At 64.1% G+C, this 21,106-nt stretch carries 25 protein-coding genes; 19 read left to right on the forward strand and 6 right to left on the reverse strand.

The features are described from left to right. Window positions 1-9: 9 nt before the first annotated feature. Entirely contained in the window at window positions 10-1,401 is a 1,392-nt protein-coding gene (locus BM177_RS09175) for an ATP-binding protein (protein WP_091681382.1), read from the forward strand. Window positions 1,402-1,571: 170 nt separating this feature from the next. Here BM177_RS09175 and zwf read toward each other — a convergent pair whose 3' ends face one another. Then, a complete protein-coding gene (gene zwf / locus BM177_RS09180) occupies window positions 1,572-3,047 on the reverse strand; it encodes a glucose-6-phosphate dehydrogenase (protein ID WP_091681384.1) in 1,476 nt (491 codons plus the stop codon). Between the two features lie 187 nt (window positions 3,048-3,234). Here zwf and BM177_RS09185 point away from each other — a divergent pair, with 187 nt between their 5' ends. Further along, complete coding sequence (locus tag BM177_RS09185; RefSeq protein ID WP_091681386.1) at window positions 3,235-4,731, forward strand: leucyl aminopeptidase family protein; 1,497 nt, start codon at window positions 3,235-3,237, stop codon at window positions 4,729-4,731. A gap of 46 nt (window positions 4,732-4,777) precedes the next feature. Here BM177_RS09185 and BM177_RS09190 read toward each other — a convergent pair whose 3' ends face one another. Beyond that, the gene (locus tag BM177_RS09190; protein WP_139223575.1) at window positions 4,778-5,062 is read right to left on the reverse strand and encodes a hypothetical protein; all 285 of its coding nucleotides are present in this window, start codon (window positions 5,060-5,062) and stop codon (window positions 4,778-4,780) included. Window positions 5,063-5,311: 249 nt separating this feature from the next. Here BM177_RS09190 and BM177_RS09195 point away from each other — a divergent pair, with 249 nt between their 5' ends. The 4 genes from BM177_RS09195 (at window position 5,312) to truA (ending at window position 8,652) form a co-directional block, all read left to right on the forward strand. Beyond that, window positions 5,312-6,211: a C40 family peptidase gene (locus tag BM177_RS09195; RefSeq protein ID WP_091681390.1), complete on the forward strand. Its 900-nt coding sequence runs from the start codon at window positions 5,312-5,314 to the stop codon at window positions 6,209-6,211. A gap of 99 nt (window positions 6,212-6,310) precedes the next feature. Beyond that, window positions 6,311-6,889 carry a peptide deformylase gene (gene def / locus BM177_RS09200; RefSeq protein ID WP_091681773.1) on the forward strand — a complete coding sequence of 193 codons (579 nt, stop codon included), beginning with the start codon at window positions 6,311-6,313 and terminating at the stop codon, window positions 6,887-6,889. Window positions 6,890-6,935: 46 nt separating this feature from the next. After that, window positions 6,936-7,886 (forward strand): methionyl-tRNA formyltransferase, encoded by a 951-nt coding sequence (fmt, locus tag BM177_RS09205; protein WP_280140544.1) that lies wholly within the window; start codon window positions 6,936-6,938, stop codon window positions 7,884-7,886. Beyond that, complete coding sequence (truA, locus tag BM177_RS09210; protein WP_091681394.1) at window positions 7,873-8,652, forward strand: tRNA pseudouridine(38-40) synthase TruA; 780 nt, start codon at window positions 7,873-7,875, stop codon at window positions 8,650-8,652. Before fmt ends, truA begins: the two co-directional genes overlap by 14 nt. Here the strand turns inward: truA and pgeF are convergent. Genes pgeF through lgt form a run of 3 tightly spaced genes read right to left on the reverse strand, consistent with a single transcriptional unit; the run spans window position 8,625 to window position 11,406 of the window. Beyond that, window positions 8,625-9,395, reverse strand: coding sequence for a peptidoglycan editing factor PgeF (gene pgeF / locus BM177_RS09215; RefSeq protein WP_091681396.1), 771 nt, complete (start codon window positions 9,393-9,395; stop codon window positions 8,625-8,627). The genes truA and pgeF overlap by 28 nt on opposite strands. Then, entirely contained in the window at window positions 9,392-10,579 is a 1,188-nt protein-coding gene (locus BM177_RS09220; protein ID WP_244532234.1) for a class I SAM-dependent methyltransferase, read from the reverse strand. Before BM177_RS09220 ends, pgeF begins: the two co-directional genes overlap by 4 nt. Next, entirely contained in the window at window positions 10,576-11,406 is an 831-nt protein-coding gene (gene lgt, locus BM177_RS09225) for a prolipoprotein diacylglyceryl transferase (RefSeq protein WP_091681399.1), read from the reverse strand. The genes BM177_RS09220 and lgt overlap by 4 nt, the downstream gene beginning before the upstream one ends. A gap of 189 nt (window positions 11,407-11,595) precedes the next feature. Here lgt and BM177_RS09230 point away from each other — a divergent pair, with 189 nt between their 5' ends. From BM177_RS09230 to BM177_RS09255, 6 genes are all read left to right on the forward strand, one after another. Beyond that, complete coding sequence (locus BM177_RS09230; RefSeq protein WP_091681401.1) at window positions 11,596-11,880, forward strand: accessory factor UbiK family protein; 285 nt, start codon at window positions 11,596-11,598, stop codon at window positions 11,878-11,880. Window positions 11,881-11,971: 91 nt separating this feature from the next. Next, complete coding sequence (locus BM177_RS09235; RefSeq protein WP_091681403.1) at window positions 11,972-12,514, forward strand: DUF3280 domain-containing protein; 543 nt, start codon at window positions 11,972-11,974, stop codon at window positions 12,512-12,514. Window positions 12,515-12,823: 309 nt separating this feature from the next. Beyond that, window positions 12,824-13,324 (forward strand): type III secretion system chaperone family protein, encoded by a 501-nt coding sequence (locus BM177_RS09240; RefSeq protein WP_091681404.1) that lies wholly within the window; start codon window positions 12,824-12,826, stop codon window positions 13,322-13,324. 1 nt (window position 13,325) lies between these two features. Then, on the forward strand, window positions 13,326-14,138 hold the full coding sequence (gene proC / locus BM177_RS09245; protein ID WP_091681407.1) for a pyrroline-5-carboxylate reductase: 813 nt from the start codon (window positions 13,326-13,328) through the stop codon (window positions 14,136-14,138). A gap of 9 nt (window positions 14,139-14,147) precedes the next feature. Next, a complete protein-coding gene (locus BM177_RS09250; protein ID WP_139223576.1) occupies window positions 14,148-14,594 on the forward strand; it encodes a hypothetical protein in 447 nt (148 codons plus the stop codon). 77 nt (window positions 14,595-14,671) lie between these two features. Continuing rightward, window positions 14,672-15,397 (forward strand): TetR/AcrR family transcriptional regulator, encoded by a 726-nt coding sequence (locus BM177_RS09255; RefSeq protein WP_091681413.1) that lies wholly within the window; start codon window positions 14,672-14,674, stop codon window positions 15,395-15,397. Window positions 15,398-15,439: 42 nt separating this feature from the next. Here BM177_RS09255 and BM177_RS09260 read toward each other — a convergent pair whose 3' ends face one another. Then, window positions 15,440-15,964, reverse strand: a complete 525-nt coding sequence (locus BM177_RS09260) for an FxsA family protein (protein ID WP_175492550.1) — start codon at window positions 15,962-15,964, stop codon at window positions 15,440-15,442. Window positions 15,965-16,067: 103 nt separating this feature from the next. Here BM177_RS09260 and BM177_RS09265 point away from each other — a divergent pair, with 103 nt between their 5' ends. The 7 genes from BM177_RS09265 (at window position 16,068) to pqqB (ending at window position 21,037) form a co-directional block, all read left to right on the forward strand. Next, entirely contained in the window at window positions 16,068-16,775 is a 708-nt protein-coding gene (locus tag BM177_RS09265; RefSeq protein ID WP_244532235.1) for a Tim44/TimA family putative adaptor protein, read from the forward strand. A gap of 55 nt (window positions 16,776-16,830) precedes the next feature. Continuing rightward, window positions 16,831-18,024 carry a murein transglycosylase A gene (mltA, locus tag BM177_RS09270; protein WP_244532236.1) on the forward strand — a complete coding sequence of 398 codons (1,194 nt, stop codon included), beginning with the start codon at window positions 16,831-16,833 and terminating at the stop codon, window positions 18,022-18,024. Next, window positions 18,021-18,647 (forward strand): Smr/MutS family protein, encoded by a 627-nt coding sequence (locus tag BM177_RS09275; protein WP_091681419.1) that lies wholly within the window; start codon window positions 18,021-18,023, stop codon window positions 18,645-18,647. Before mltA ends, BM177_RS09275 begins: the two co-directional genes overlap by 4 nt. Before the next feature lie 46 nt (window positions 18,648-18,693). Continuing rightward, window positions 18,694-19,113: a metallopeptidase family protein gene (locus BM177_RS09280; RefSeq protein ID WP_091681421.1), complete on the forward strand. Its 420-nt coding sequence runs from the start codon at window positions 18,694-18,696 to the stop codon at window positions 19,111-19,113. A gap of 152 nt (window positions 19,114-19,265) precedes the next feature. Then, window positions 19,266-19,871, forward strand: a complete 606-nt coding sequence (leuD, locus tag BM177_RS09285; protein ID WP_091681423.1) for a 3-isopropylmalate dehydratase small subunit — start codon at window positions 19,266-19,268, stop codon at window positions 19,869-19,871. Window positions 19,872-20,015: 144 nt separating this feature from the next. Further along, entirely contained in the window at window positions 20,016-20,093 is a 78-nt protein-coding gene (pqqA, locus tag BM177_RS21120) for a pyrroloquinoline quinone precursor peptide PqqA (protein WP_139223586.1), read from the forward strand. A 47-nt stretch (window positions 20,094-20,140) separates the two neighbouring features. Beyond that, window positions 20,141-21,037, forward strand: coding sequence for a pyrroloquinoline quinone biosynthesis protein PqqB (gene pqqB, locus BM177_RS09295; RefSeq protein WP_091681427.1), 897 nt, complete (start codon window positions 20,141-20,143; stop codon window positions 21,035-21,037). Window positions 21,038-21,106: the final 69 nt, after the last annotated feature.

Genomic DNA, 21,106 nt, shown 5'->3' on the forward strand with positions numbered 1-21,106 from the left:
AGATGAAATATGGCGTTCGGCAACCATACCTTGTCAAGGGAGGGCGCAGTCTCCTATGATAGGGAGCGGCTGGGAGTTTTGCTGAAAAAACTGCCGATCGCCCTCTGCGCGACGCTGCTCAATTCGAGCGTCATGGCCGCCGTCCTTTGGCCGGTCGCGCCAAAGGCGCAGCTTCTTGCGTGGGTCGTCCTGCAATATCTCCTGAGCGCTGGACGCCTCGCCGTCGCCTCCCTCCGCTTTGGAAACGCTGCACCCTCGATCCGCTCCGCCAAAGCGTTCGCTTTTTTCGGATCCCTCCTTTCCGGAAGCCTTTGGGGCATAGGCGTCGCTTATTTCCCCCCGAATCTGCCGCAGTACGAGCTCTTCGCGGCCTTTCTCGTCGCTGGAATGTGCGCCGGAAATATAACGACCAGTTCGAGTTATTTCCCGAGCGCGATCGCTTTCATCGTCACCGCGGGGATTCCGCTCGCCGTCCGGTTTTTCGCCACGGGAGGAGCGCCGCAGCTCGCCATGAGCGCCCTCACAATTGTTTTTTGTGGGTTTCTCTCGGTCATCGCCTATGCGGCGAACCGTCAGTTCCGACAATCCCACGATCTGCGGTCGGCTCTCGTTACGCGAAACAGCGAATTGTCAGAGGCGAACAAATCCCTCGAAGACGAGATCGCCAGCCACGCCCGGACAGAAACCGCGCTCCGTCATGCGCAAAAGATGGAAGCCATCGGACAGGTCGGATCGAGCCTTGCGCATGATTTCAACAATATCCTGATGGTCGTCGGAACCATGACCGACGTGCTGAACCGCGAAGATCTCGCCGCGACGGCGAAGCAAAAAGCTCTGTCCACGATTCGCGAGAGCGTCAAACAGGGCAAGGCCATCACCCATCAATTGCTTTCGTTCGCACGACAGCAGCCGCTCTATCCAGAGACGGTCGATCTCCAAGAACTCATCGCCCGCATCGAGCCGGTCCTCATCGCCACACTCGGCCCCGCGATCAGGCTGGAGACAAGCTGCGCAAAAGACCTGTGGCCGGCGTTCATCGATCCTGATCAGTTCGAGCGCGCCCTGATCAATCTCGCCGTCAACGCCCGGGACGCGATGCCCGCGGGCGGCGCGATGCGCATCGGCGCAACGAACGCCGCGCTCTCAGAAGGCGCCGTCGGGGACAAACAGGACGACGCGGTTGCGGTCGTCGTCTCCGACAACGGCGCCGGAATGACGCCGGAGATTCTCTCCAAGGCGGTCCAGCCCTTTTTCACCACCAAACCGTCAGGACAGGGGACGGGGCTCGGCCTCAGCCAGGTGTATGGCATGGTCACGCAATCCGGCGGCAAGGTGGAGATCACATCTGAAGCCGGGAGCGGCACACTTGTTCGCATGATTCTGCCGAGGGCGAGATCGTGAGGGGTATGTTTGATTGTGTGGCGAACGAACGCGCCTCATGCTATATTGCGGCAATGAACCGCGATGAAGCCATCAGCCTGTTGAAAGCGCATGAAGCCGATCTGAAGCGATCCGTAGAAATCTAGATCTGGCTTTGGTCCGATCGTCCCCGTTTCCGACAGTTCCTCCCCCTACAAAATCTCCTCGTTCCAGCTCCTACCATCCCGCTCCACCAGCGCGATCGCCGCAGCCGGCCCCCAGGTTCCGGCGAAATAGGGACGCGGCGGCTCGTTCGATTGCCCCCAGGCCTCCTTGATCGGATCGATCCAGCGCCAGGCCGCCTCGACCTCGTCGCGACGCATGAACAACGTGGCGTTGCCCCGGATCACATCCATCAACAGCCGCTCATAGGCTTCGGGCGCGTAGATCGCGAAAGCCTCCGCGAAATTCATGTCGAGCGGCACGTAGCGCAACCGCATGCCGCCGGCTCCCGGCTCCTTCAACATGAGCCACAATTTGATCCCCTCGTCCGGCTGCAACCGGATGACGAGGCGCGTCTTCGAGATCTTGCCGGATTCCGGGCTGAAGATGGAATGCGGAATTTCGCGGAACGAGACGATGAGTTCCGACACCCGTTGCGGCAGGCGCTTGCCGGTGCGCAAATAAAATGGCGTTCCGGCCCAGCGCCAATTGTCGATGCAGACCTTCAGCGCGACGAAGGTCTCCGTCATGCTCTCGTCCTTGCCGACATCCTGCGTATAGCTCGGCGCGACGCCGCCCTCGCTCGCGCCGGAACGGTATTGTCCGCGCACGGTGAGTTTCGCGGCGTTGCTGACGTCGATCGGAGCCAGCGCCTTCAACACTTTCAGCTTCTCGTCGCGCACTGCGTCGGCCTCCATCGAGGCGGGCGGCTCCATCGCAATGAGGCACAACAGCTGCAACAGGTGGTTCTGCACCATATCGCGCAGGGCGCCGGCGGTCTCGTAATAGGCGCCGCGCTCCTCGACGCCGATCGATTCGGCGACGGTGATCTCGACATTGTCGATATGCGCCGAATTCCACACCGGCTCCAGCAGCGCGTTGGCGAAGCGCAACGCCATCAGGTTCTGCACCGTCTCCTTGCCGAGGTAGTGATCGATGCGGTAGATCTGTTGCTCGGCGAAGACCGCGCCGAGCGCGTCGTTGATGCGCGCGGCGGACGCGCCGTCACGGCCGATCGGCTTCTCGACGATGATGCGCGATCCCGGCGTCACCATCCCGTGCGCGGCGAGCTGTTTGGCGATCATGCCGAAAAGATCGGGAGTCGTCGCCAGATAGAACGCCCGCACAGGCGAGGGATCAGCGGAGAGTTTCTTGGCCAGAAGATCCCAGCCGGTGTCGGCGCCGACGTCGAGCGGGACATAAAAGATGATGTCGAGAAAGCTCTTCAACGCGTCGGTCCGCCCGGCCTCGCTGGAAAAGCGCTGCAACGCCTCGCAGATCGTCGCGCGATATCCGGCGTCGTCGAGATTTTGCCGCGACGCGCCGATCAGGCGCGACGGAGCCGTGAACTGCCCGTCGAGAAACCGGCGAAACAGCGCCGGAAACAATTTGCGATGCGCGAGATCGCCGGTTCCGCCGAAAACGACGAGATCGAACGGATCGACCTTGAGGATGCGTGAGACCATGGAATGTGTACCTCGGGAAAATGTTCCTCGGCAGCGGATGTCGAAGCGCGGGCGCGCCGCGAACGAATGTCAGCGGGACCGGCTCCTTTTGCAAGGCGAGCCAGTAGCTTTTGCAAGGAGCGCAAGGAAGGATTAACCCTCAAGGGCGCGATCGCGCGACCCACGGCCCGCCTTGCAGGATTCGCCCATGCCCTCGCCTACGCCGCTCCGCCGCGAACATTCGCCCCACGCGATCCCGATCTGGTTCGTCACCGCGCAGACGTGGCCGCGCCTGAAGGCCGGGCTCGCCCCCGCGTCCGTCGCCTTCGCCGAAGGCGCGGGATTCGAGCCGAATCCCGGACGCGTTCAGCTTTTGCCCGATTCGAGCGGAACCATCGCCGGCGTTCTGTTCGGTCTCGACGGCGAGGACGCGCGCGCCGCCAATCCGTTTCTGCCCGGAGCGCTGGCGACGTCGCTGCCGCCCGGCCTGTACCGTTTCGCCAATGCGCCGCAGGATCCCGGCCTCGCGGCGCTGTCCTGGCTCCTGTCGCAATACCGATTCACGCGCTACCGGGCGCAGAACGGTCGACTGCCCGAGCTTTGCGCACCGGACGGCGTCGACGCCGCGCGGCTGGAGCGGATCGCGGGCGCGGTCGCGCTCGGGCGCGATCTCGTCAACACCCCCGCCAACGACCTTGGCCCCGATGAACTCGAGGCCGCAGCTCTGACGCTCGCGGCGCGCTTCAAGGCGGACACGGCGGTGATCCGCGGCGACGCTTTGCTCGAGGCGAATTTTCCGCTGATCCACGCCGTCGGGCGCGCCTCCGACAAGGCGCCGCGCCTCGTCGACTTCCACTGGGGCGATCCCAGCCATCCGAAGGTCACGCTGGTCGGCAAGGGCGTCTGTTTCGATTCAGGCGGGCTCAACGTCAAGCCCGACGCCGGGATGGCGCTGATGAAGAAGGACATGGGCGGCGCCGCGGCGGCGCTCGCCCTCGCCTCGATGGTGATGGAGGCGGGCCTTCCCGTGCGCCTGCGGGTGCTGCTGCCGATCGTCGAAAACGCGATCTCGGGCGCCGCCTTCCGGCCGGGCGACGTCTATCCGAGCCGCAAGGGACTGAGCGTCGAAATCGGCAACACCGACGCGGAAGGGCGGCTCATCCTCGCCGACGCCCTCGCGCTCGCGGATGAGGAGGCGCCGGATCTCCTGTTCGACTTCGCGACTCTGACCGGCGCGGCGCGTGTCGCGCTCGGCCCGGATCTGCCGCCGTTCTACACAATGGACGAGGATCTCGCCGCCGACATCGCCAAGTTCGGCGCCTCGTCCCTCGATCCGGTCTGGCGGTTGCCGCTGTGGCACCCCTACGACAAACTGCTCGACAGCAAGATCGCCGCCGTCAACAACATTTCCGGCGGACCTTTCGCGGGTTCGATCACGGCCGCGCTGTTCCTGCGGCGCTTCGTCGAGAAGGCGAAAGCCTGGGCGCATTTCGACATTTACGCCTGGGCTCCCGCCGCCCGGCCGGGGCGCCCGGAAGGCGGCGAAGTGCAGGGCGCGCGGCTGCTGTATGATTTGCTGGAGGCGCGGTTTGGCGCCGGGGCGGCCGGACACGGGCCCGGCGCGGCGAGGGCCGTCCACCACATTCATGTGACGGTCGAGGAGGCCGACGACGAAGCGGCGGGACTCGAGGACAAGTCGCCCTAACGGACGACCGGCCCCGCTCCGGCCGCTTGCGAAAATCTTCGATTCGTTATTGGCTGCAATATTCTTTGCATTCGGCCTTGGCGTCGGCGACGCACTTGCCGGAAGCGCCGCCGCAGCTCGAATCGCAGGCGCTATGATCGGCGCCCTCCGCCTTCGCGCCGCAATCGTGGACGCACGATTGTACGGCCGAGTCGCAATGATAGGAGGAGACGCAAGCATTGCAATTGGCGTCGCTCATCGCGCCCGCGCTCGCGACAGTGGTGACGCTTGCCAGCGCCAGACCGAAAAACGCCAGCAAAGAAAAAGATTTTACGACAGTAATATTACGCATGGCGCTCCTCCAAGACTGATTGTCACAAAGTATTTGTTTCGCAGATTGTTTATTAGGTTCGTGTTCGACTTACAAGCGCCTGTCAAAATTTGCCGGACCGGCAAGGAATAGAGCAGCGCGGCCTTTCCTTGACTGGCTTGAATTTGTAACTCTTGAACCGGCCGCGAGCGCCCGCGGAAAATGCAAAGCCGGTGTCGACTCCGGGGCGAACGCGGACTAAACCGGGCCGGACGCTGACCTGGAACGCCTATGATCGCCTTCGACCCCCGCCTCACCCCGGCCCGCCCCGATCTCGCCGCCGCGCATCTGCGCGGCAAGGTCGAGGCGCCGGATTATGTCGAGGGCCGGCCGGCGCGGATCCGGGAGGGCGTCGCCGGCCTGCGCCGCGCCCCGAATTTTGAAGCGTCCCTCGACACCCAGGCGCTATTCGGCGAGGAAGCGACCCTCTACGAGGACGAAGAAGGCTGGGGCTGGATTCAACTCACGCGTGACGGCTACGTCGGCTACGTCTCCATGAACGCGCTCGACATGAACTCGCTCGACATGAACGCGCTCGACGAGAGCCGCGCCGCGCCGACCCATCGCGTCCGGGTCAATCAAAGCTTCGTCTATCCTTGCCCGGATATGAAATTGCCGATTCTCGACGCTTTGCCGCTTGGCGCCGCGGTTCGCGTCATTGACGCCGGCGGCGGCTTCGCCCGGATCGCGGAAGCGAATTACGTCTACGCCGAACATCTCGCGCCCTTGGAGACATCCGAGCCGGATTTCGTCGCGACGGCGGAGCGGTTCCTTCATGCTCCTTATCTCTGGGGCGGGAAAACGAGCTTTGGCGTCGATTGCTCCGGCCTCGTTCAGATCAGCCTGCAGGCGGCGGGGATCTCGGCTCCGCGCGATACGGACCTGCAGGAGAAGGCGCTCGGCGTTCCTCTCGACCTTTCCGGCGCTTCAACGAGCCTTCGGCGCGGCGACATCGTTTTCTGGCCCGGACATGTCGGACTCATGCGAAACGAGACCGAGCTTTTGCACGCCAACGCGCATCACATGCTGGTTGCGAGCGAGCCCCTGGCGGCCGCGCGGGAGCGGATCGCCGCCGCCGGAGCGCAAATCACCTCGATCCGGCGGCTGAAGTCGCCAGACGCAGATCTTTGACTGACCGGGGCTTTGCAAGCCCTTTGCGGGGTCTTTGACGGCCGCTTCGCCGCGGCGCGCAAATTGACGTCTCGCGCCTGCGGTATTATTTCTGTCGTCATGGCCATTCGTCCGATCATCACCCTCCCCGACCCCCGCTTGCGTCTCGTCTGTCCGCCTGTCGCCCGCGTCGACGATTCGATTCGCGCGCTCATGGACGACATGCTGGACACGATGTACGAGGCGCCCGGAATTGGCCTCGCCGCGATCCAGATCGCGGTCCAGAAGCGCGTCATCGTGCTCGACGTCGCCAAACGCAAGGACGAGACCTCGTCGGCCGAGCCGATCTGCCTCGTCAATCCCGAGATCCTGTGGAGCTCGGAGGATTTGTCCCCTTACGAGGAAGGCTGCCTGTCGATCCCGGATTTCTACGAGGAGGTGCTCCGGCCCGCTCGGGTGCGCGTCGGCTATCTCGACCGCGAGGGGCGCAGGCAGGAGATCGAGGCGGGCGACATTCTCGCGACCTGTCTTCAGCACGAGATCGATCATCTGAACGGCGTGCTGTTCATCGACCACATCTCGCGGCTCAAGCGCGAGCGCATTTCCAAAAAATTCAGCAAGGCCGCAAGGCTGGAGGCCGGGGAGCGCAAGAAGAGCGAGCGCGGCGAACGCCAGGGCCACGGCGCCGCCGGGGTCTGACGCGACCGTCCGCTCCCGCGCGGCGGGCTTTTGAGAGGCCGAACCCTTGCGCGTCGTTTTCATGGGAACTCCGGAATTTTCGGTTCCCGTCCTCACCAGGATCGCCGGTCAGGGGCACGAGATCGCGGCGGTCTACACCCGCGCGCCGAAACCCGCCGGGCGGCGGGGCCTGGAACTGTCCTTATCGCCTGTGCATCTGGCCGCGCAGCGGCTCGGGATCGACGTGCTGACGCCGAAGACCTTGCGCGCCGAAGACGCCGCGGCGACCCTGGCGGCGTTCAGACCCGAGGTCGTCGTCGTCGTCGCCTATGGGCTCCTGCTGCCGCGCGCCATTCTCGATGTTCCGCCGAGAGGCTGCCTCAACCTGCACGGCTCGCTCCTGCCGCGCTGGCGGGGCGCGGCTCCGATCCAGCGCGCGATCATGGCGGGCGACCGGGAAACCGGGGTCATGGTGATGGCGATGGAGGACGGCCTCGACACCGGTCCGGTCGCCCTCACTGAGCGCATCGCGATCACATCCGAAAGCGCCTCGGGCGAACTCTTCGGGGAACTTGCCGAGCTTGGCGCCGGACTGATGGCGCGCGCCCTCGCTTTGCTGGAAAAGGGCGAACTCGCCTTCACGCCTCAGTCCAAAGAAGGCGTCACCTACGCGCACAAGATCGACAAGTCCGAGGCGCGCATTGACTGGCGCAAAAGCGCTCCCGAGATCCACAATCTCATCCGCGGCCTCTCTCCCGCGCCCGGGGCTTTTTTCGAAGCCGACCTTGGCAAGGGAACCGAGAGGATCAAGGTCTTGCGCACCAGCCTCGCCAAAGGCTCCGGTTCCCCCGGGGCCATTCTCGACGGGTTGACGATCGCCTGCGGCGAAGGCGCGATCCAGCTTCTCGACGTTCAGCGCGCCGGAAAAGGCCCGATAAAGGCGGCGGATTTCCTGCGCGGCGCGAAACTCGGCAAGGCGCTGCCCGTTCAGCCAGATCCCTCAGATGCCGCGCTATAAACTCCTCGTCGAATATGACGGCGCGCCTTATGTCGGCTGGCAAAGACAGACCAACGGGCTTTCGGTCCAGGAGGTGATCGAGACCGCCTGCGAAGCGATTTCCGGCGCGAAGGTCATGATCCGGGGGGCGGGGCGGACCGACGCCGGCGTCCACGCCAGCGGGCAGATCGCCCATGCCGATTTCGCCCGGGACTGGCGCGAGGACAGATTGCGCGACGCCCTCAACGCCCATATGCGGCCGCACACGGTCGCCATCCTGTCGGCGGAGCGCGTGTCCGACGCCTTCGACGCGCGGTTTTCGGCGGTGCGGCGGCGCTATCTCTACCGCATCGTCAACCGCAGGGCGCCGCTGACCTTCGAACGCGGCCGGGCCTGGCTCGTCAAACGCAAACTCGACGCCTCGGCCATGGCCGAGGCCGCGATGCTCCTGCTCGGGCGACACGATTTCTCGACCTTCCGCGCCTCCGAATGCCAGGCGGAAAGTCCGGTGCGCACGCTGGAGCGCCTCGACGTCGACCGCAACGGCGACGAAATCCTCATCCGCGCCGGCGCGCGTTCGTTCCTGCATACGCAGGTGCGGTCGATGACGGGCTCGCTGGCGCAGGTCGGCGCGGGCAAATGGACCCCCGCCGACGCGCTCTTGGCGCTGAAAGCCTGCGATCGCAGCCGCTGCGGCCCGCTCGCGCCGCCGGACGGGCTCTATCTCGAGGGCGTCGATTACGACAATCCCTATGATGCTCAGACCAGCGCGATCGCCGCGACCTGACGGCCGTAATCCGGCTCGTTCTTATGCACCGAGCGCCGGTAGGAATAAAACCGCGCCGGATCGGCATATGTGTCGAAGGCGAGGTTCTCGATGGCGCCGATTCCGGCCCGCTGCAGCCGCATGCCTATAAAGCCGGGCAGATCGAACATGTAATGACCCACGTGCTCCGAGACCGCGAAAAACGCCTCGTGATCGTCCGCCGCCTCGACGAACCTGGCGAAAAACTCCGGGCCGACTTCGTAGCTTTCGGGGCCGATCATCGGCCCGAGCGCGACCCGGACAGTTTCCCGCGCCGCGCCAAGATCCTCCATGGCGGCCAGCGTCGCCTCGATCACGCCAGTGAGCGCCCCTTTCCACCCGGCATGGGCCGCGCCGATCACCCGCGCCTCCACATCGGCGAAGAGGATCATGCCGCAATCGGCGCCGGTGACGCCAAGCCCGAGGCCCGGCGTCGCGGTCACCAGCGCGTCACAGCGCGGACGCTCCGCAAACGCCTGTCGCACGGCGAGAGCGTCCGGGGAGTGAATCTGATAGGGCACGAGGAGATTTTGGGCGTCGATCTGAAGGTGGAGGGCCATCCGGCGCCGGTTCTCGGCGACGGAGGCCGCGTCGTCACTCGATCCGACGCCGCCATTCAAGGACGCGTAAACGCCGGTGGAGACGCCGCCCTCACGGGTGAAGAAACCATGCGTCAGGCCCGCCTCGTCGAAGAGGCTCGCCGTCAGCGGCGCGGGAGCGCTCATATCAAAGCCTCGTCCTCGTTTTTCATGCCTTGTCGGAGACCCTCAAAGCCGGGCGGCGGCGCAAACCCGGCGGGCGTCACGGCCAGAACCTTGAAGAGCTTCGCCATATGGGTTTCGCCGACCGATCTCAACCCGGCGCCGGTCAGACGCTCCAGCGCGGAATCGATGGACGCCGCCTGCTCCGGCTTCGCGCGGGAGCGCAAAGCTCCGGCGCGTTCAGCGATTCCCATGCGCATGAGCCATTCGCCTTGCGCCAGCGGGCCAAAAGCGAACGCGCCGCTTTCCCGGGCGGCGCGGGCGAGGCCGCCGAAATCGACATGCGCGGTCAGATCCGATTTCCCCGGATCGCGCAACGGATCGGCAAAATTGTGCCGTCGCAGGGCCTGCAGCGTTTCTCCGCGCCGGGCGTCGCCGTAGTCGTAGCCGTAGTCGAAAGCAAGAAGCGCTCCGCCGCGCCCGCTGATCCGGGCCGCGAGGCTTTCCATCAGGCGCACGGCGGGCGAGCAGATCTCGATCACATCGCCGGTCTCGCCCGCAGGATCGAACCCCTGTTCGGGCTCCGGGGCGAGGCCAAAGCAGAGCTTGCCGCCGTGATCGAGGCCAACGAGCCGCTCACGCCAACCGTCCGCTCCGCGCACGAAATGGCGCACGGGCAGGCAGTCGAAGAATTCATTGGCGATGAAGATCGCCGCGCCTTCGGGGACATCATCCGCGCGCGCGCGCCAGGCGAGCGGCGCGCCGCATCCCTGAAGCGTCCGCCGCTGGGTCTCGCGCAGGATTTCACTCGTCTCGACCAGATCGACCTCGATGAGATCGCGGTCGAGCGCGGCGCGGAACGCCGACGAGACCTTCGCCGCGCGCAGGAGGTCGGCCATCAGGACGCCGCGGCCGGGACCAAGTTCGACGAGGCGGAAAGGGACGGGAGCGCCCATCGCGCGCCAGACTTCGACGCACCAGACGCCGATCAGTTCGCCGAACATCTGGCTGATCTCCGGGGCGGTGATGAAATCCCCCGCGGCGCCAAACGGCGCCTGCGAACGGTAATAGCCATGCGCGGGATGGGCGAGAGCGAGAGTCATGTAACGTTCAAGACTGATCGGCCCATTCTCGGCGATGATCTCGCAGATCAGCGATTCCAGCGGATTCGCGGGGGATTCTCCCGTCATGAGGGTTTGGCCGTTCATGCCGGTTTGGCCGTCCGGGCGAGCGGTTCGCGCCACGCCCGCAGGATGAAAAACAGGCCGAGGGCGATCATCGGCAGCGACAGCAGCATGCCCATCGTCGCGCCCCCGAACAGAAAGCCAAGTTGAGGGTCCGGTTCGCGAAAGAACTCGCAGGCGATGCGGGCGGCGCCGTAAAGCGTGGCGAAGAGGCCGGTGACGAGACCCGGCCTGCCCAGCGCTCCAAGGCGGATCGCGCCAAGAAGCAGCAGGAAAATGACCAATCCCTCGAGGCCGGCCTCGTAGAGCTGGCTCGGATGGCGCGGGAGCGGACCGGCGCCCGGGAAAATCATGCCGACAGACGCGTCGGTCACGCGGCCCCAAAGCTCCGGCTTGATGAAATTGGCGATACGCCCGAGGAAGAGCCCGATGGGGACCACGGCGCAACAGAGATCGGTGATGGCGAGAACGGAGATGCGCCTTTGGCGGGCGAGGATAAAGATCGCCAGAGCCGTTCCCGCGAAGCCGCCATGAAAAGCCATCCCTCCCTTCCAGACCGAGAAAACCTCCAGCGGATTCTGGAGGTAGAACTGCGGATTGTAAAACAGGACGTAGCCGAGTCGTCCGCCGAGGATGACCCCGATCGCCGCATAAACGAGAAGATCGTCGACCGCCGCCGCGTCGGGACGCGGAGCTTGGCCCCAAAGCGAAGCGCGCTTGACGAGGGCGTGCGCGTAAGCCCAGCCCAGCAGCAGCCCGGCGATATAGGCGAGCGCGTACCAGCGGATCGCGAACGGCCCGAGATTGAGCAGCACGGGATCGATGGCGGGATAGGGGATCAGGATCGGCATGAGCGCTCCGGAGGTCTGTCAGATGCGGCGCCGGCGAGGCCTCGTCAAGCATCGCTGGCCTTCCCTCTCTCGCCGCGCCCGATCTTGTGATAAAACCATTACGATCCCATGTCGCTCTCGCGTTCCTTGTGCTAGAGCGCCTCCGGCGTTCCTGCCGCCGATCGGATGGGCCTTTCCTGGAGTTGAAAGATGGCGCAAAATCGGGTTTTCGACGATTTCACACGGCTGATGACGGACGCCACCGAGATGGCGCAGGGCGTGCGCCGCGAGGCCGAAACCGCCATGAAAAGTCAGCTCGACCGCCTGCTCGCGACGATGGATCTCGTCTCGCGCGAGGAATTCGAGGCGGTCAAGCAGATGGCGGCGAAGGCGCGCGAGGAAAACGAACGTTTGAGCAAACGCCTGGCCGCGTTCGAGGCTGAACTTGCGGCAAAGACCGAACCCGCGACAAAGACCAAACCAGCGGCGAAATAGTCCAAGCGCCAGTCGCATTGTCGGGAAGCGTCGTCCACAGGCGTAGCGCCAACCAGCGCCGCCGTCCGGATCGAAAGCAGCGTGCGGGATCATGGCCGTCCGGACAACATTCGCCTGCGCGCTCGCGCTGCTGACCGTCTTCGCAAGCGGATCTGGCGCTTGCGCCGAGACAGCGCCAAAAATTCCGCGCGTCGCCTTCTTCGGCTTTCATCTGATCAACACGTCGCTTGAGCCGGTCTCCGCGATCGAGGACGAACGAATCAGCAATCTCGACCGGCAATTGCGCGAACGGCTCGACCAATCGGGCCGTTTCGCCATCGTCGAGGTCACGCCAGCAGTCCGCTCGGACATCGAGGCCGGTCCGTGGATCGGGAACTGCAACGGCTGCGAGACCGGCTTCGCGAAGGCGCTGGGATCAGACCTTGCGGTCTGGGGAACGGTTCAGAAGGTCAGCAACCTGATCCTCAACATCAATCTCTATATGAGAGATGTCGAAACCGGCCGGATGACATTTGTCCACAGCGTCGACATCCGCGGCAACACCGACGTTTCGTGGCGCCGGGGCCTCGATTACCTGCTTCAACATTATCTGTTGCCGGAGAGTCCGCTAACCTCCGCGCCTGCGCCAGGCTGACTTGCGCGAGACGGGAGCGCGAACCGCCCGCGTCGCCGGACGGCGCGCTCGCCTGGCGAGCGATCGCGTCGGATCAAAGGGTTAGGCCCCGTTTTCTTCGAAAGGAGAGCGCGCGCTTCCAGCCCCCTCCCCGGCTCTTGCCTGTGCTCAACCTTGCTAGACCGGGGACAAGTGCGGCGCGAACGGTTGCATTGGGGGGCGACCTTGTGATTCCTTTCATTGGCCGGGTCGAGCGAATTTTGAGTCGCTTCAATCGCCCGGGGAACAACGGCCCTGCCTCGAGTCCGTTTCACCCTAAAAGGTCTTTGAATGCCCGTTTCGCAATTGGAACTGCCCCGCCCCGAACATCCGGTCGACATCATCGAAAGGCTGGCGGCGCATAACGAATGGCCGTTCGATCGCGACGAAGAAGACGAAATCTCGATCGTCGTCGCGGGCAGCTGGGCCGACTACAACATCGCCTTCACATGGCTTTCGGATCTCGAGGCTCTTCACGTCGCCTGCGCCTTCAACTTCAAGGCGCCCGCCGCCCGGCGGGTCGATCTCATCACCCTGATTTCGCTGATCAACGAACAGATGTGGATCGGCCATTTCGATCTGTGGCCCTCCGACGGAGTCGTCATGTTCCGGCACGCGATCCTGCTCGCGGGCGGAGCCGAACTGAACGGTCCCCAATGCAAGACCGTGCTGACGAGCGCCGTCCGCGCCTGCGAACGCTATTATCAGGCGTTCCAGTTCGTCGTCTGGGCCGGAAAGTCGGGCCCGGAGGCGATGAAGACGGTCATGCTTGAAACGATGGGGGAGGCCTGAGATGGCCGGCCGGTTTCCCGCGTCTTTGGTGCTGGCCGGAGCGGGCAAAATGGGCGGCGCCCTGCTGCGGGCCTGGCTTGAAAAAGGGTTGGAGCCGAGCCGCATCCGCGTGCTTGACCCTCATCCGTCGCGCGAAATCCTGGACCTTGCCGCGAGCGCCGGTTTTTCGTTCGCCGCGCCAGACGAGCCGCCCGAGGTTCTCGTTCTGGCGATGAAGCCGCAAGTCCTCGACGAAGCCGCGGCTCTCGCGCCCCTCGCGGGCGGGAACACTCTCGTCATTTCGATTCTCGCCGGGAAAACGATCGGCGATATCGCTGCGCGTCTGCCTTCGGCGCCCGCGATCGTACGCGCCATGCCCAATCTACCCGCCGCAATAGGTCGAGGCGCCACGGGCGCTGCGGCGAGCGAGGCCGTGACGCCGGAGGGGCGCGCCATGGCGGAAACCCTGCTTGGCGCCGCCGGCCATTTCGAATGGCTCGCCGACGAGAGTCTGATCAACGCCGTGACCGCGATTTCCGGCTCCGGACCGGCCTATGTTTTTTACCTGACCGAATGTCTCAGCGAGGCGGGTCTCGCGCTCGGCCTGCCCGCTGACGTCGCGGCGAGGCTGGCCCGCGCGAGCGTCGAGGGCGCCGGCGAACTTTTGTTCAGGAGCCCGCTCACCGCCCCGGCGGAGTTGCGCCGGAGCGTCACCTCGCCGGGGGGAACCACCGCGGCTGCGCTCGACGTCCTCATGGCGCAGGACGGACTTGCGCCCCTCCTCGAACGCACTGTTCGAGCCGCAAAACGTCGGGCGGAGGCGCTGTCAGGATAGGGAACGCGGTTGCATCGTCGTCTGAAGCCCGTGCGCAGGACGAGATTGGCGTGTTGCGCCGCTTTGGCTTTGGCCGCCTCGGGCCGGCAAGCCGCAGCGGAGCCGGAGGATGCTTATTTTCAGCTGCATTCGGCAAAGCCCGGCAAATTCGACTATGTGCGGAAATCGGAGATCCAGGCGTTCGTGGACGTCAGTCCGTCGCATTGCATCGTGATTCTCAGCAATGGCGAAGAAATCAGGGCCTATCAAAAGTGCGCGCCGATGACGGATCAAGTGAGCAAGGAGGGGTTGGCGACATTCGCGACGCCGTTCGGCTCTGTGCTGCTTTCGCCCTTCTATATCTACGATCTTGTTTCAACCAATAATTCGGGCTGCCGTCTCAATCTGAGGAACGGCCGGTTCGTCGCCGTCAACCTCTCCTGCGAAGCCGTGCATCAGGCGCTGCCGCGCGAATAGTCCGCAAACCGGCCGATGGCCCTTGGAAGCAGTTTGTTTCGGGACTAAATACAGGCGAATGGTTTGAGGAGGCGAATATGGTTGACCAGGTGAAATCCGAATCCGATCCCCTAGGCTTGGCGCCGCCGCCCAAGGACGCTCGAAAAGCGATCATTGACGCTTTGCTGGAGCTTGCCGGAGAGAGAAACTGGGAGGACATCACGATCAGCGACATCGCCGCCCGGGCGAATGTCTCTCTTTCCACCTTTCGCGAATTTTTCCCCTCCAAAGGCGCGATCCTCGCCAGCTTTTCGCGCAACATCGACAAGCTCGTCCTCGATACGACCGGCGACGATCTCGCCGGCGAACCCGCCAAGGAACGCCTATTCGACGTTCTGATGCGCCGCCTCGATGTCCTCACGCCCTATAAAGCCGCCCTTGAAGGCGTCGCCGAATGGGCGCGCAAGGATCCATTGGGCGCTTCGGCGATCAATCAGGTGAATTTGAACTCCATGCGCTTCATGCTCGAAGCGTCGGGAATCGATTCCGAAGGCCCCGTCGGCGCGATCAAGCTTCAGGGATTGGTGCTGGCGTGGCGGCGAATCCTGAATGTCTGGTTTCACGACGACGATCCGGGCCTTGCCTCGACAATGGCCGCGCTCGACCGGGAATTGACCAAAGGCGGAAAGTTCGTCGCGCGCGCGGAGGATTTGAACCGGCTGGTCTCGCCCCTGTTTTCGCTGGCGAGGGCCGTGTTCATCCCACGCGGGCCGGATCATCATGGAGCGGGCGCCCAGTCGAAGGATGCAAGCGCCTCATCATAGGCGGCTCGCGACGTTCTCGGATCCGGTCCGGGCGGGAGCGCGCTATTTGCGCCGTCCGGAGCGTGGATTTTTATCGTCGAGACGGGTCCATTCCTGCGGCGCCAGTTCGATCTCCTTTGGAGCGGCGGGACGGCGGCCGGGTTGGACCGTTTTGCCTTGCAGCCACGCGGCGATTTGTCCGCGGATCGACGGAGCCGCAAGGGCAAAGCCAAAAAAATCCGTCACAAATCCGGGCAAAATCAACAGGATCGAGCCCAATCCCGCCAGCGCGCCATCGAACATGGCGTCTCTTGCCGCCGGATTTTCCTCGTCGGAGGGCCGGCCCAGCCCCCGGCGGAAATTGATCGCCGCGGACAGGCCGACGTTCCGCAACATCGTGGCCCCCGCAATGCTGGTCAGAAGGCAGAGGAACACCGCGCCGGCGAAGCCAACCATATGGACAACCAGACTGAAGGCCGCGAATTCAGCCAAAAGCCAGAGTCCAAGGTAGAGAACAAACTGCCCGGGCAGACGCAGAGGCGACCCGGACGATTGAAGGTTAAACCGGACAAATCGTATTTCAGCCATTTTACGCTCCTGAGCCATTATATGATAAGGAACGTTACGTGGCGCAACACGCCGCTGCGTCGAGAAACGAGGCGTCGAGCAAAAGATGAATGAGTCCGTGGATATGTCGACGATCGTTTTCGCGCTGCTCGCCGCCTTCGTGTTGTGGAAGCTGCGCTCCGTGCTTGGAACGAGAAACGGCGAAGAGCGGCGGCGGCCTTCCTACCTCGATCGCGGGCCGGACGGCGCGCGCCCGAAAGCCGACGACGGCGCAAATATCGTCCGCCTCCCAGGGTCCGCCGACGCGCTCGCGGGGAAGGCGCTCGCGCCTGAGCCAGATCCCACAGAACGCTGGAAAGGGTTTGCCGCGCCAGGATCGAAAACATGGGCAGGTCTCGACGCTATCGCCGCCGCCGATCCTTCATTTTCGGCGCAAGCCTTTCTCGACGGCGCGAAAGCCGCCTATGAAGCGATCATTTCGGCCTTTGCGGCCAGCGATCGCGAGACGTTGGGGAACCTCCTCGCCAAGGACGTTTTCACCAGCTTCGATCAGGCCCTCACCGAACGCGAAAAGCGCGGCGAGACGGTCGAGACCACCTTTGTCTCGGTCGACAAGCCGTTGATCGAGGACGCCGAACTGAACGGGCGCATGGCCCAGATGACATTAAGATTCACAGCCGGCATGATCACGGCGACGCGGGACAAGGACGGGGCCGTGATCGACGGCAGCGCCGATAAAGTAAGCGAAGTCAACGATTTGTGGACGTTTGCGCGCGATGTCGGATCCCGCGATCCGAACTGGAGACTGATCGCGACCGGAGCCGGGGTCTGATGCATTGGAACGGGCCCTGCGGCGGACCGCATGGGCCGCGGCGTGCGCGGGCCTCGTGACCCTCGCATCCGCGTCGCAGGCCGGCGATGGCGCCGCGGCTCAATGGCGGCGAGACATTCCGCTCCCGCCAGGGGCTTCGCTGCAGGGCGTGCCGTTTCGTGATCTCGCCGGGTTTGCGCAGGACGATCACCTGGAAGCGTTCGCGGTCTTTTTGCGATCCTGCGTCTCGATCGCCAGCGGCGCGCGCGCCTTACGCGACGCGGTTCCGGCTCCAGCCTCGCTCGTCTCGGTTTGCCGCCGCGCTCTTTCGGCGGAGGTCAGGGACAAAGCTTCCGCTCAACGGTTTTTCGAAACCAATTTCCGGGCGTTCCGGGTGTCCGCCAAACCGGACGGCTCCAGCGACGCCTTTTTGACCGGCTATTTCGAACCCGTCGTCGATGGTTCGCTTGCGGAAGGTCCAGACTTTTCCGCCCCGATTCTGTCCCGGCCGGACGATCTCGTGACCTTGCCCTCGGCCGCCTCGCCCGGGTCAGGTCCGCTCGCTGGACTGGCGGCGGCGCGGCGGCTCCCCGATCAGAGCCTTTGGCCCTATCCCGACCGCGCGGCGATCGAGGCCGGAGACATTTTTGGTCACGCCGTCCCGATCGTCTGGCTGCGCGACGCCGTGGAGGTCTTTATTGTACAGGTGCAGGGCTCCGCCCGCGTCCGCCTGGCTGACGGGACCTTACTGCGCCTTGTTTACGCCGGGCGCAATGGCCAGCCTTACACGTCGATCGGCAAGATCCTGGTCGATACCGGAGAGATCGCCGCGCAGGACATGTCGCTGGCGCGGCTCAAGCAATGGATCCGCGATCACGGCCAAAGCCCTTCCGAACCGGGCGGAGCGCTCATGCAGCGCAATCGCTCCTATATCTTTTTCGATCTCGAAACGTCGCTCGGCCTCGATGAAGGTCCTGTCGGCGGCGCCGGTTTGAGCCTCTCGCGGCTGCGCTCGATCGCGATCGACCGCTCGATCTGGCCGTATGGTCTGCCGGCCTGGATCGAGGCCGAAATTCCTTGGCGCGACGCCTCGCCTTCCCCGTTCCGGCGCCTCATGATCGCGCAGGACACCGGCTCGGCCATTATTGGACCCGCGCGCGCCGACATTTTTTTCGGGTCGGGGGATGACGCCGGGGCGCGGGCGGGCGATATTCGCAGCTCGGGCGATTTCGTCATCTTCCTTCCTTTTGAAGAGGGTTCGGACCGGTGAAGGAAAGCGGTTCGACTTTTTTCAAGGGGCGGCTGCGCCGGTTGAGCCCGGAAGAGATCAATCTCTGGCTGGCGGTGACCAAGAGCGTCGCGCCGCTGCCGGGCGCCCGTTCGCCGCCGCCCGCCGCGCCAGAGCGGCCCGCCGGCCCGCCGGGGAAGTCCGAACCTTGCGTCGGCAAGCCAAAAGCGAACGGCGAGGCCGGATCGAGGATTCTCCCGGGCCCTTCGCCAGCCGCCCGCCCTGCAGCGCCGGCGCTCGCCCCGCTGGAGCGGCGGCTGCGGCAGAAACTGGCGCGAGGCCGCGCGGGGCCCGATGCGGCGATCGATCTGCACGGTTTGCGCAGTCACGAGGCGCACGGGGCTCTGTACCAATTTCTGGTCAGGGCTCAGCTCGACGGAGCCAAGCTCGTGCTCGTCGTCACCGGCAAGGGCGAACGCGACGGGGCGGGCGAGCGGGCGCCGGGCGTGCTTCGCCGCAGCGTTCCGCAATGGCTGCGCGGCGCCGAATATCATTCGATTGTCGTCGGATTCGAGGAAGCCTCCCGTCCTCATGGCGGCGCCGGAGCCCTTTATGTGAGGCTGCGCCGGCGCGACCGCGTCAAGCGGGAGCGACCCGGCGAATGACAAGGGTTCGAAAGCGCAGCATATCTCCGGCGGGAGCGCCGCCCCGATGAGCGCCCCCGCCAGCGATTGGGCTGATCTCGCCGCGCCCTCTCTCGCCGACCTCGAACGTCTCGCCGAGGCGGCGTTCGCCGCGTTGCCGGACGAATTTCGCCGCCTCTGCGAAGGCCTCGTCATCCAGATCGACGATTTTCCCGACGATGAAACGCTGAAGCACATGGAGTGCGAAAGCGATTTCGATCTTCTGGGCCTCTTTCGCGGCCGGAGTCTCGCCCAGGGCGAGGTCGGCGCCCAGACCGGCCAGTTTCCGAACATGGTCTGGCTGTACCGCCGGCCGATCCTCGATTTCTGGGCGGACCAGGAGGACACCCTCGGCGCCGTCGTCACCCATGTCCTCGTGCATGAAATCGGCCATCATTTCGGATTGTCGGACGAGGATATGGCGGCGATCGAGGAGGCGGCGGGCTGAGATTGCGCAAAGACGCGCAGCTTCCCCCCAAGCCCCGCTCACGCCGCAAAAGGTCCTGTTCGAACCTCATTGTTTGCGCCGGAGCCATGGGTTTGCTAGCACCTGTCAACTCATTGGAGGCGCTGGGTTCAGGCGCCAGGGACAGGCATTCCATGGAAAAGTTCACTTCGCTGACGGGCGTCGCCGCGCCGCTGAAAATCACCAATATCGACACCGACATGATCATCCCGAAGCAATATCTGAAGACGATCAAGCGGACGGGTCTTGGCGGCGGCCTTTTCGCCGAACTGCGCTATTACGAGGACGGTTCGGAAAACCCCGATTTCGTCCTGAACAAGCCGGCTTACCGCAATGCGAAGATTTTAGTGGCGGAAGACAATTTCGGCTGCGGCTCATCGCGCGAGCACGCGCCCTGGGCGCTGCTCGATTTCGGCGTCCGCTGCGTCATCTCGACCAGCTTTGCCGACATTTTTTATAACAATTGCTTCAAGAACGGCATTCTCCCCATCCGGGTCTCGCCCGAGGATCTCACAAAGCTGATGGACGACGCGGAGCGGGGCTCGAACGCGACGATGTCGATCGATCTCGAAAAGCAAGAGATCCGGGGTCCGGACGGCGGCGTTCTGAAGTTCGACATCGATCCGTTCCGGAAACATTGCCTTCTGCTGGGGCTTGACGACATCGGCCTGACGCTGGAAAAAGCCGCGCGGATCGAAGCTTTCGAGGCCAAGGCCGCTCAGGAACGGAACTGGTTGTAGAATTATTCGGACCGAAACATTCAAAAAAACCCGTAGCGCCCGCAAGGCGCCACTGCTAATGTCCGCGCGAACATCGTAGATGTGTTCAAGGGTACAGGAAACGTAAGCGGCGAAAAATCGCACCGCTTAAGCAAAGAGGCTCACATGGCTTGGACCACCCCCGTTATCATCGAAGTTTGCATCGGCCTGGAAGTGACGAGCTACGCGTCCGCCGAAATCTGAAGGAACGAGCTTCGCGCTTCTCCTTGACATTCTGATTGGTTCGCTGCTTGCGCATCCTCGTTCTAGGTTCGGCAGCCGGCGGAGGATTTCCCCAGTGGAATTGCTCCTGCCCGGTATGTAGCCTCGCCTGGAGCGGGGATTCTCGCGTAAGGCCGCGCACGCAGTCCAGTCTGGCGGTCACCGCCGACGGCGAGCGCTGGCTGCTTCTGAACGCCTCGCCGGATCTGCGCCAGCAGATCATCGCGTCGCCCGACCTTCATCCGCGCGCCAAAAGGCATTCGCCGATTTCGGCGGTCTTCGTCACCAACGGCGACATCGATCATCTCGCCGGCCTTTTGACCTTGCGCGAACAGCAGGGATTCAGGCTCTTTGGGAGCCGAACAACCTTGACGCAGGTCGCCGAGGGAAAGCTTTTCGGCGTCCTGAACAAGACGCTTGTCGAGACCTGCCCGGTTAAGCTCGACGAGACGACGGACACCGGCGTCGGCCTTCGCGTCACCCCGTTTTCCGTTCCCGGCAAGGAGCCGCTTTATCTCGAGGGCGAGAGCGTCGAGATCGGCGCGGAAACCGAATCGACCGTCGGGCTTGAGATCACGGACGGCGTCCACACCTTTTTCTATATTCCGGGCTGCGCCGACGTGAACGAGCGGGTGCGCGAAAGGCTTCGCGGAGCCGCGCTGATCTTCTTCGACGGCACGACCTATACCGACGACGAGATGGTCGCTTTAGGGCTTTCGGCGAAAACCGCCTGGCGCATGGGACATGTCGCCATGAGCGGCGAAAAAGGCTCCTTGGAGCGGCTCAAGGATTGCGGGATCGGCCGCAAGATCTATGTCCATATCAACAACACCAATCCGGTCCTGATCGAGGATTCGAAAGAGCGTCAGGTCGTCGAAAGCGCGGGCTGGACTGTCGCCCACGATGGGATGGAGGTGTCGTTATGATCGCGCGTCGCGATGAACGAGGTGTCGTTTATGAGCGCTGAAGATCGCATTTCCGGAGGCGATCGCACC

This window comes from Methylocapsa palsarum, from assembly GCF_900114285.1.
GTDB classification, from domain to species: domain Bacteria; phylum Pseudomonadota; class Alphaproteobacteria; order Rhizobiales; family Beijerinckiaceae; genus Methylocapsa; species Methylocapsa palsarum.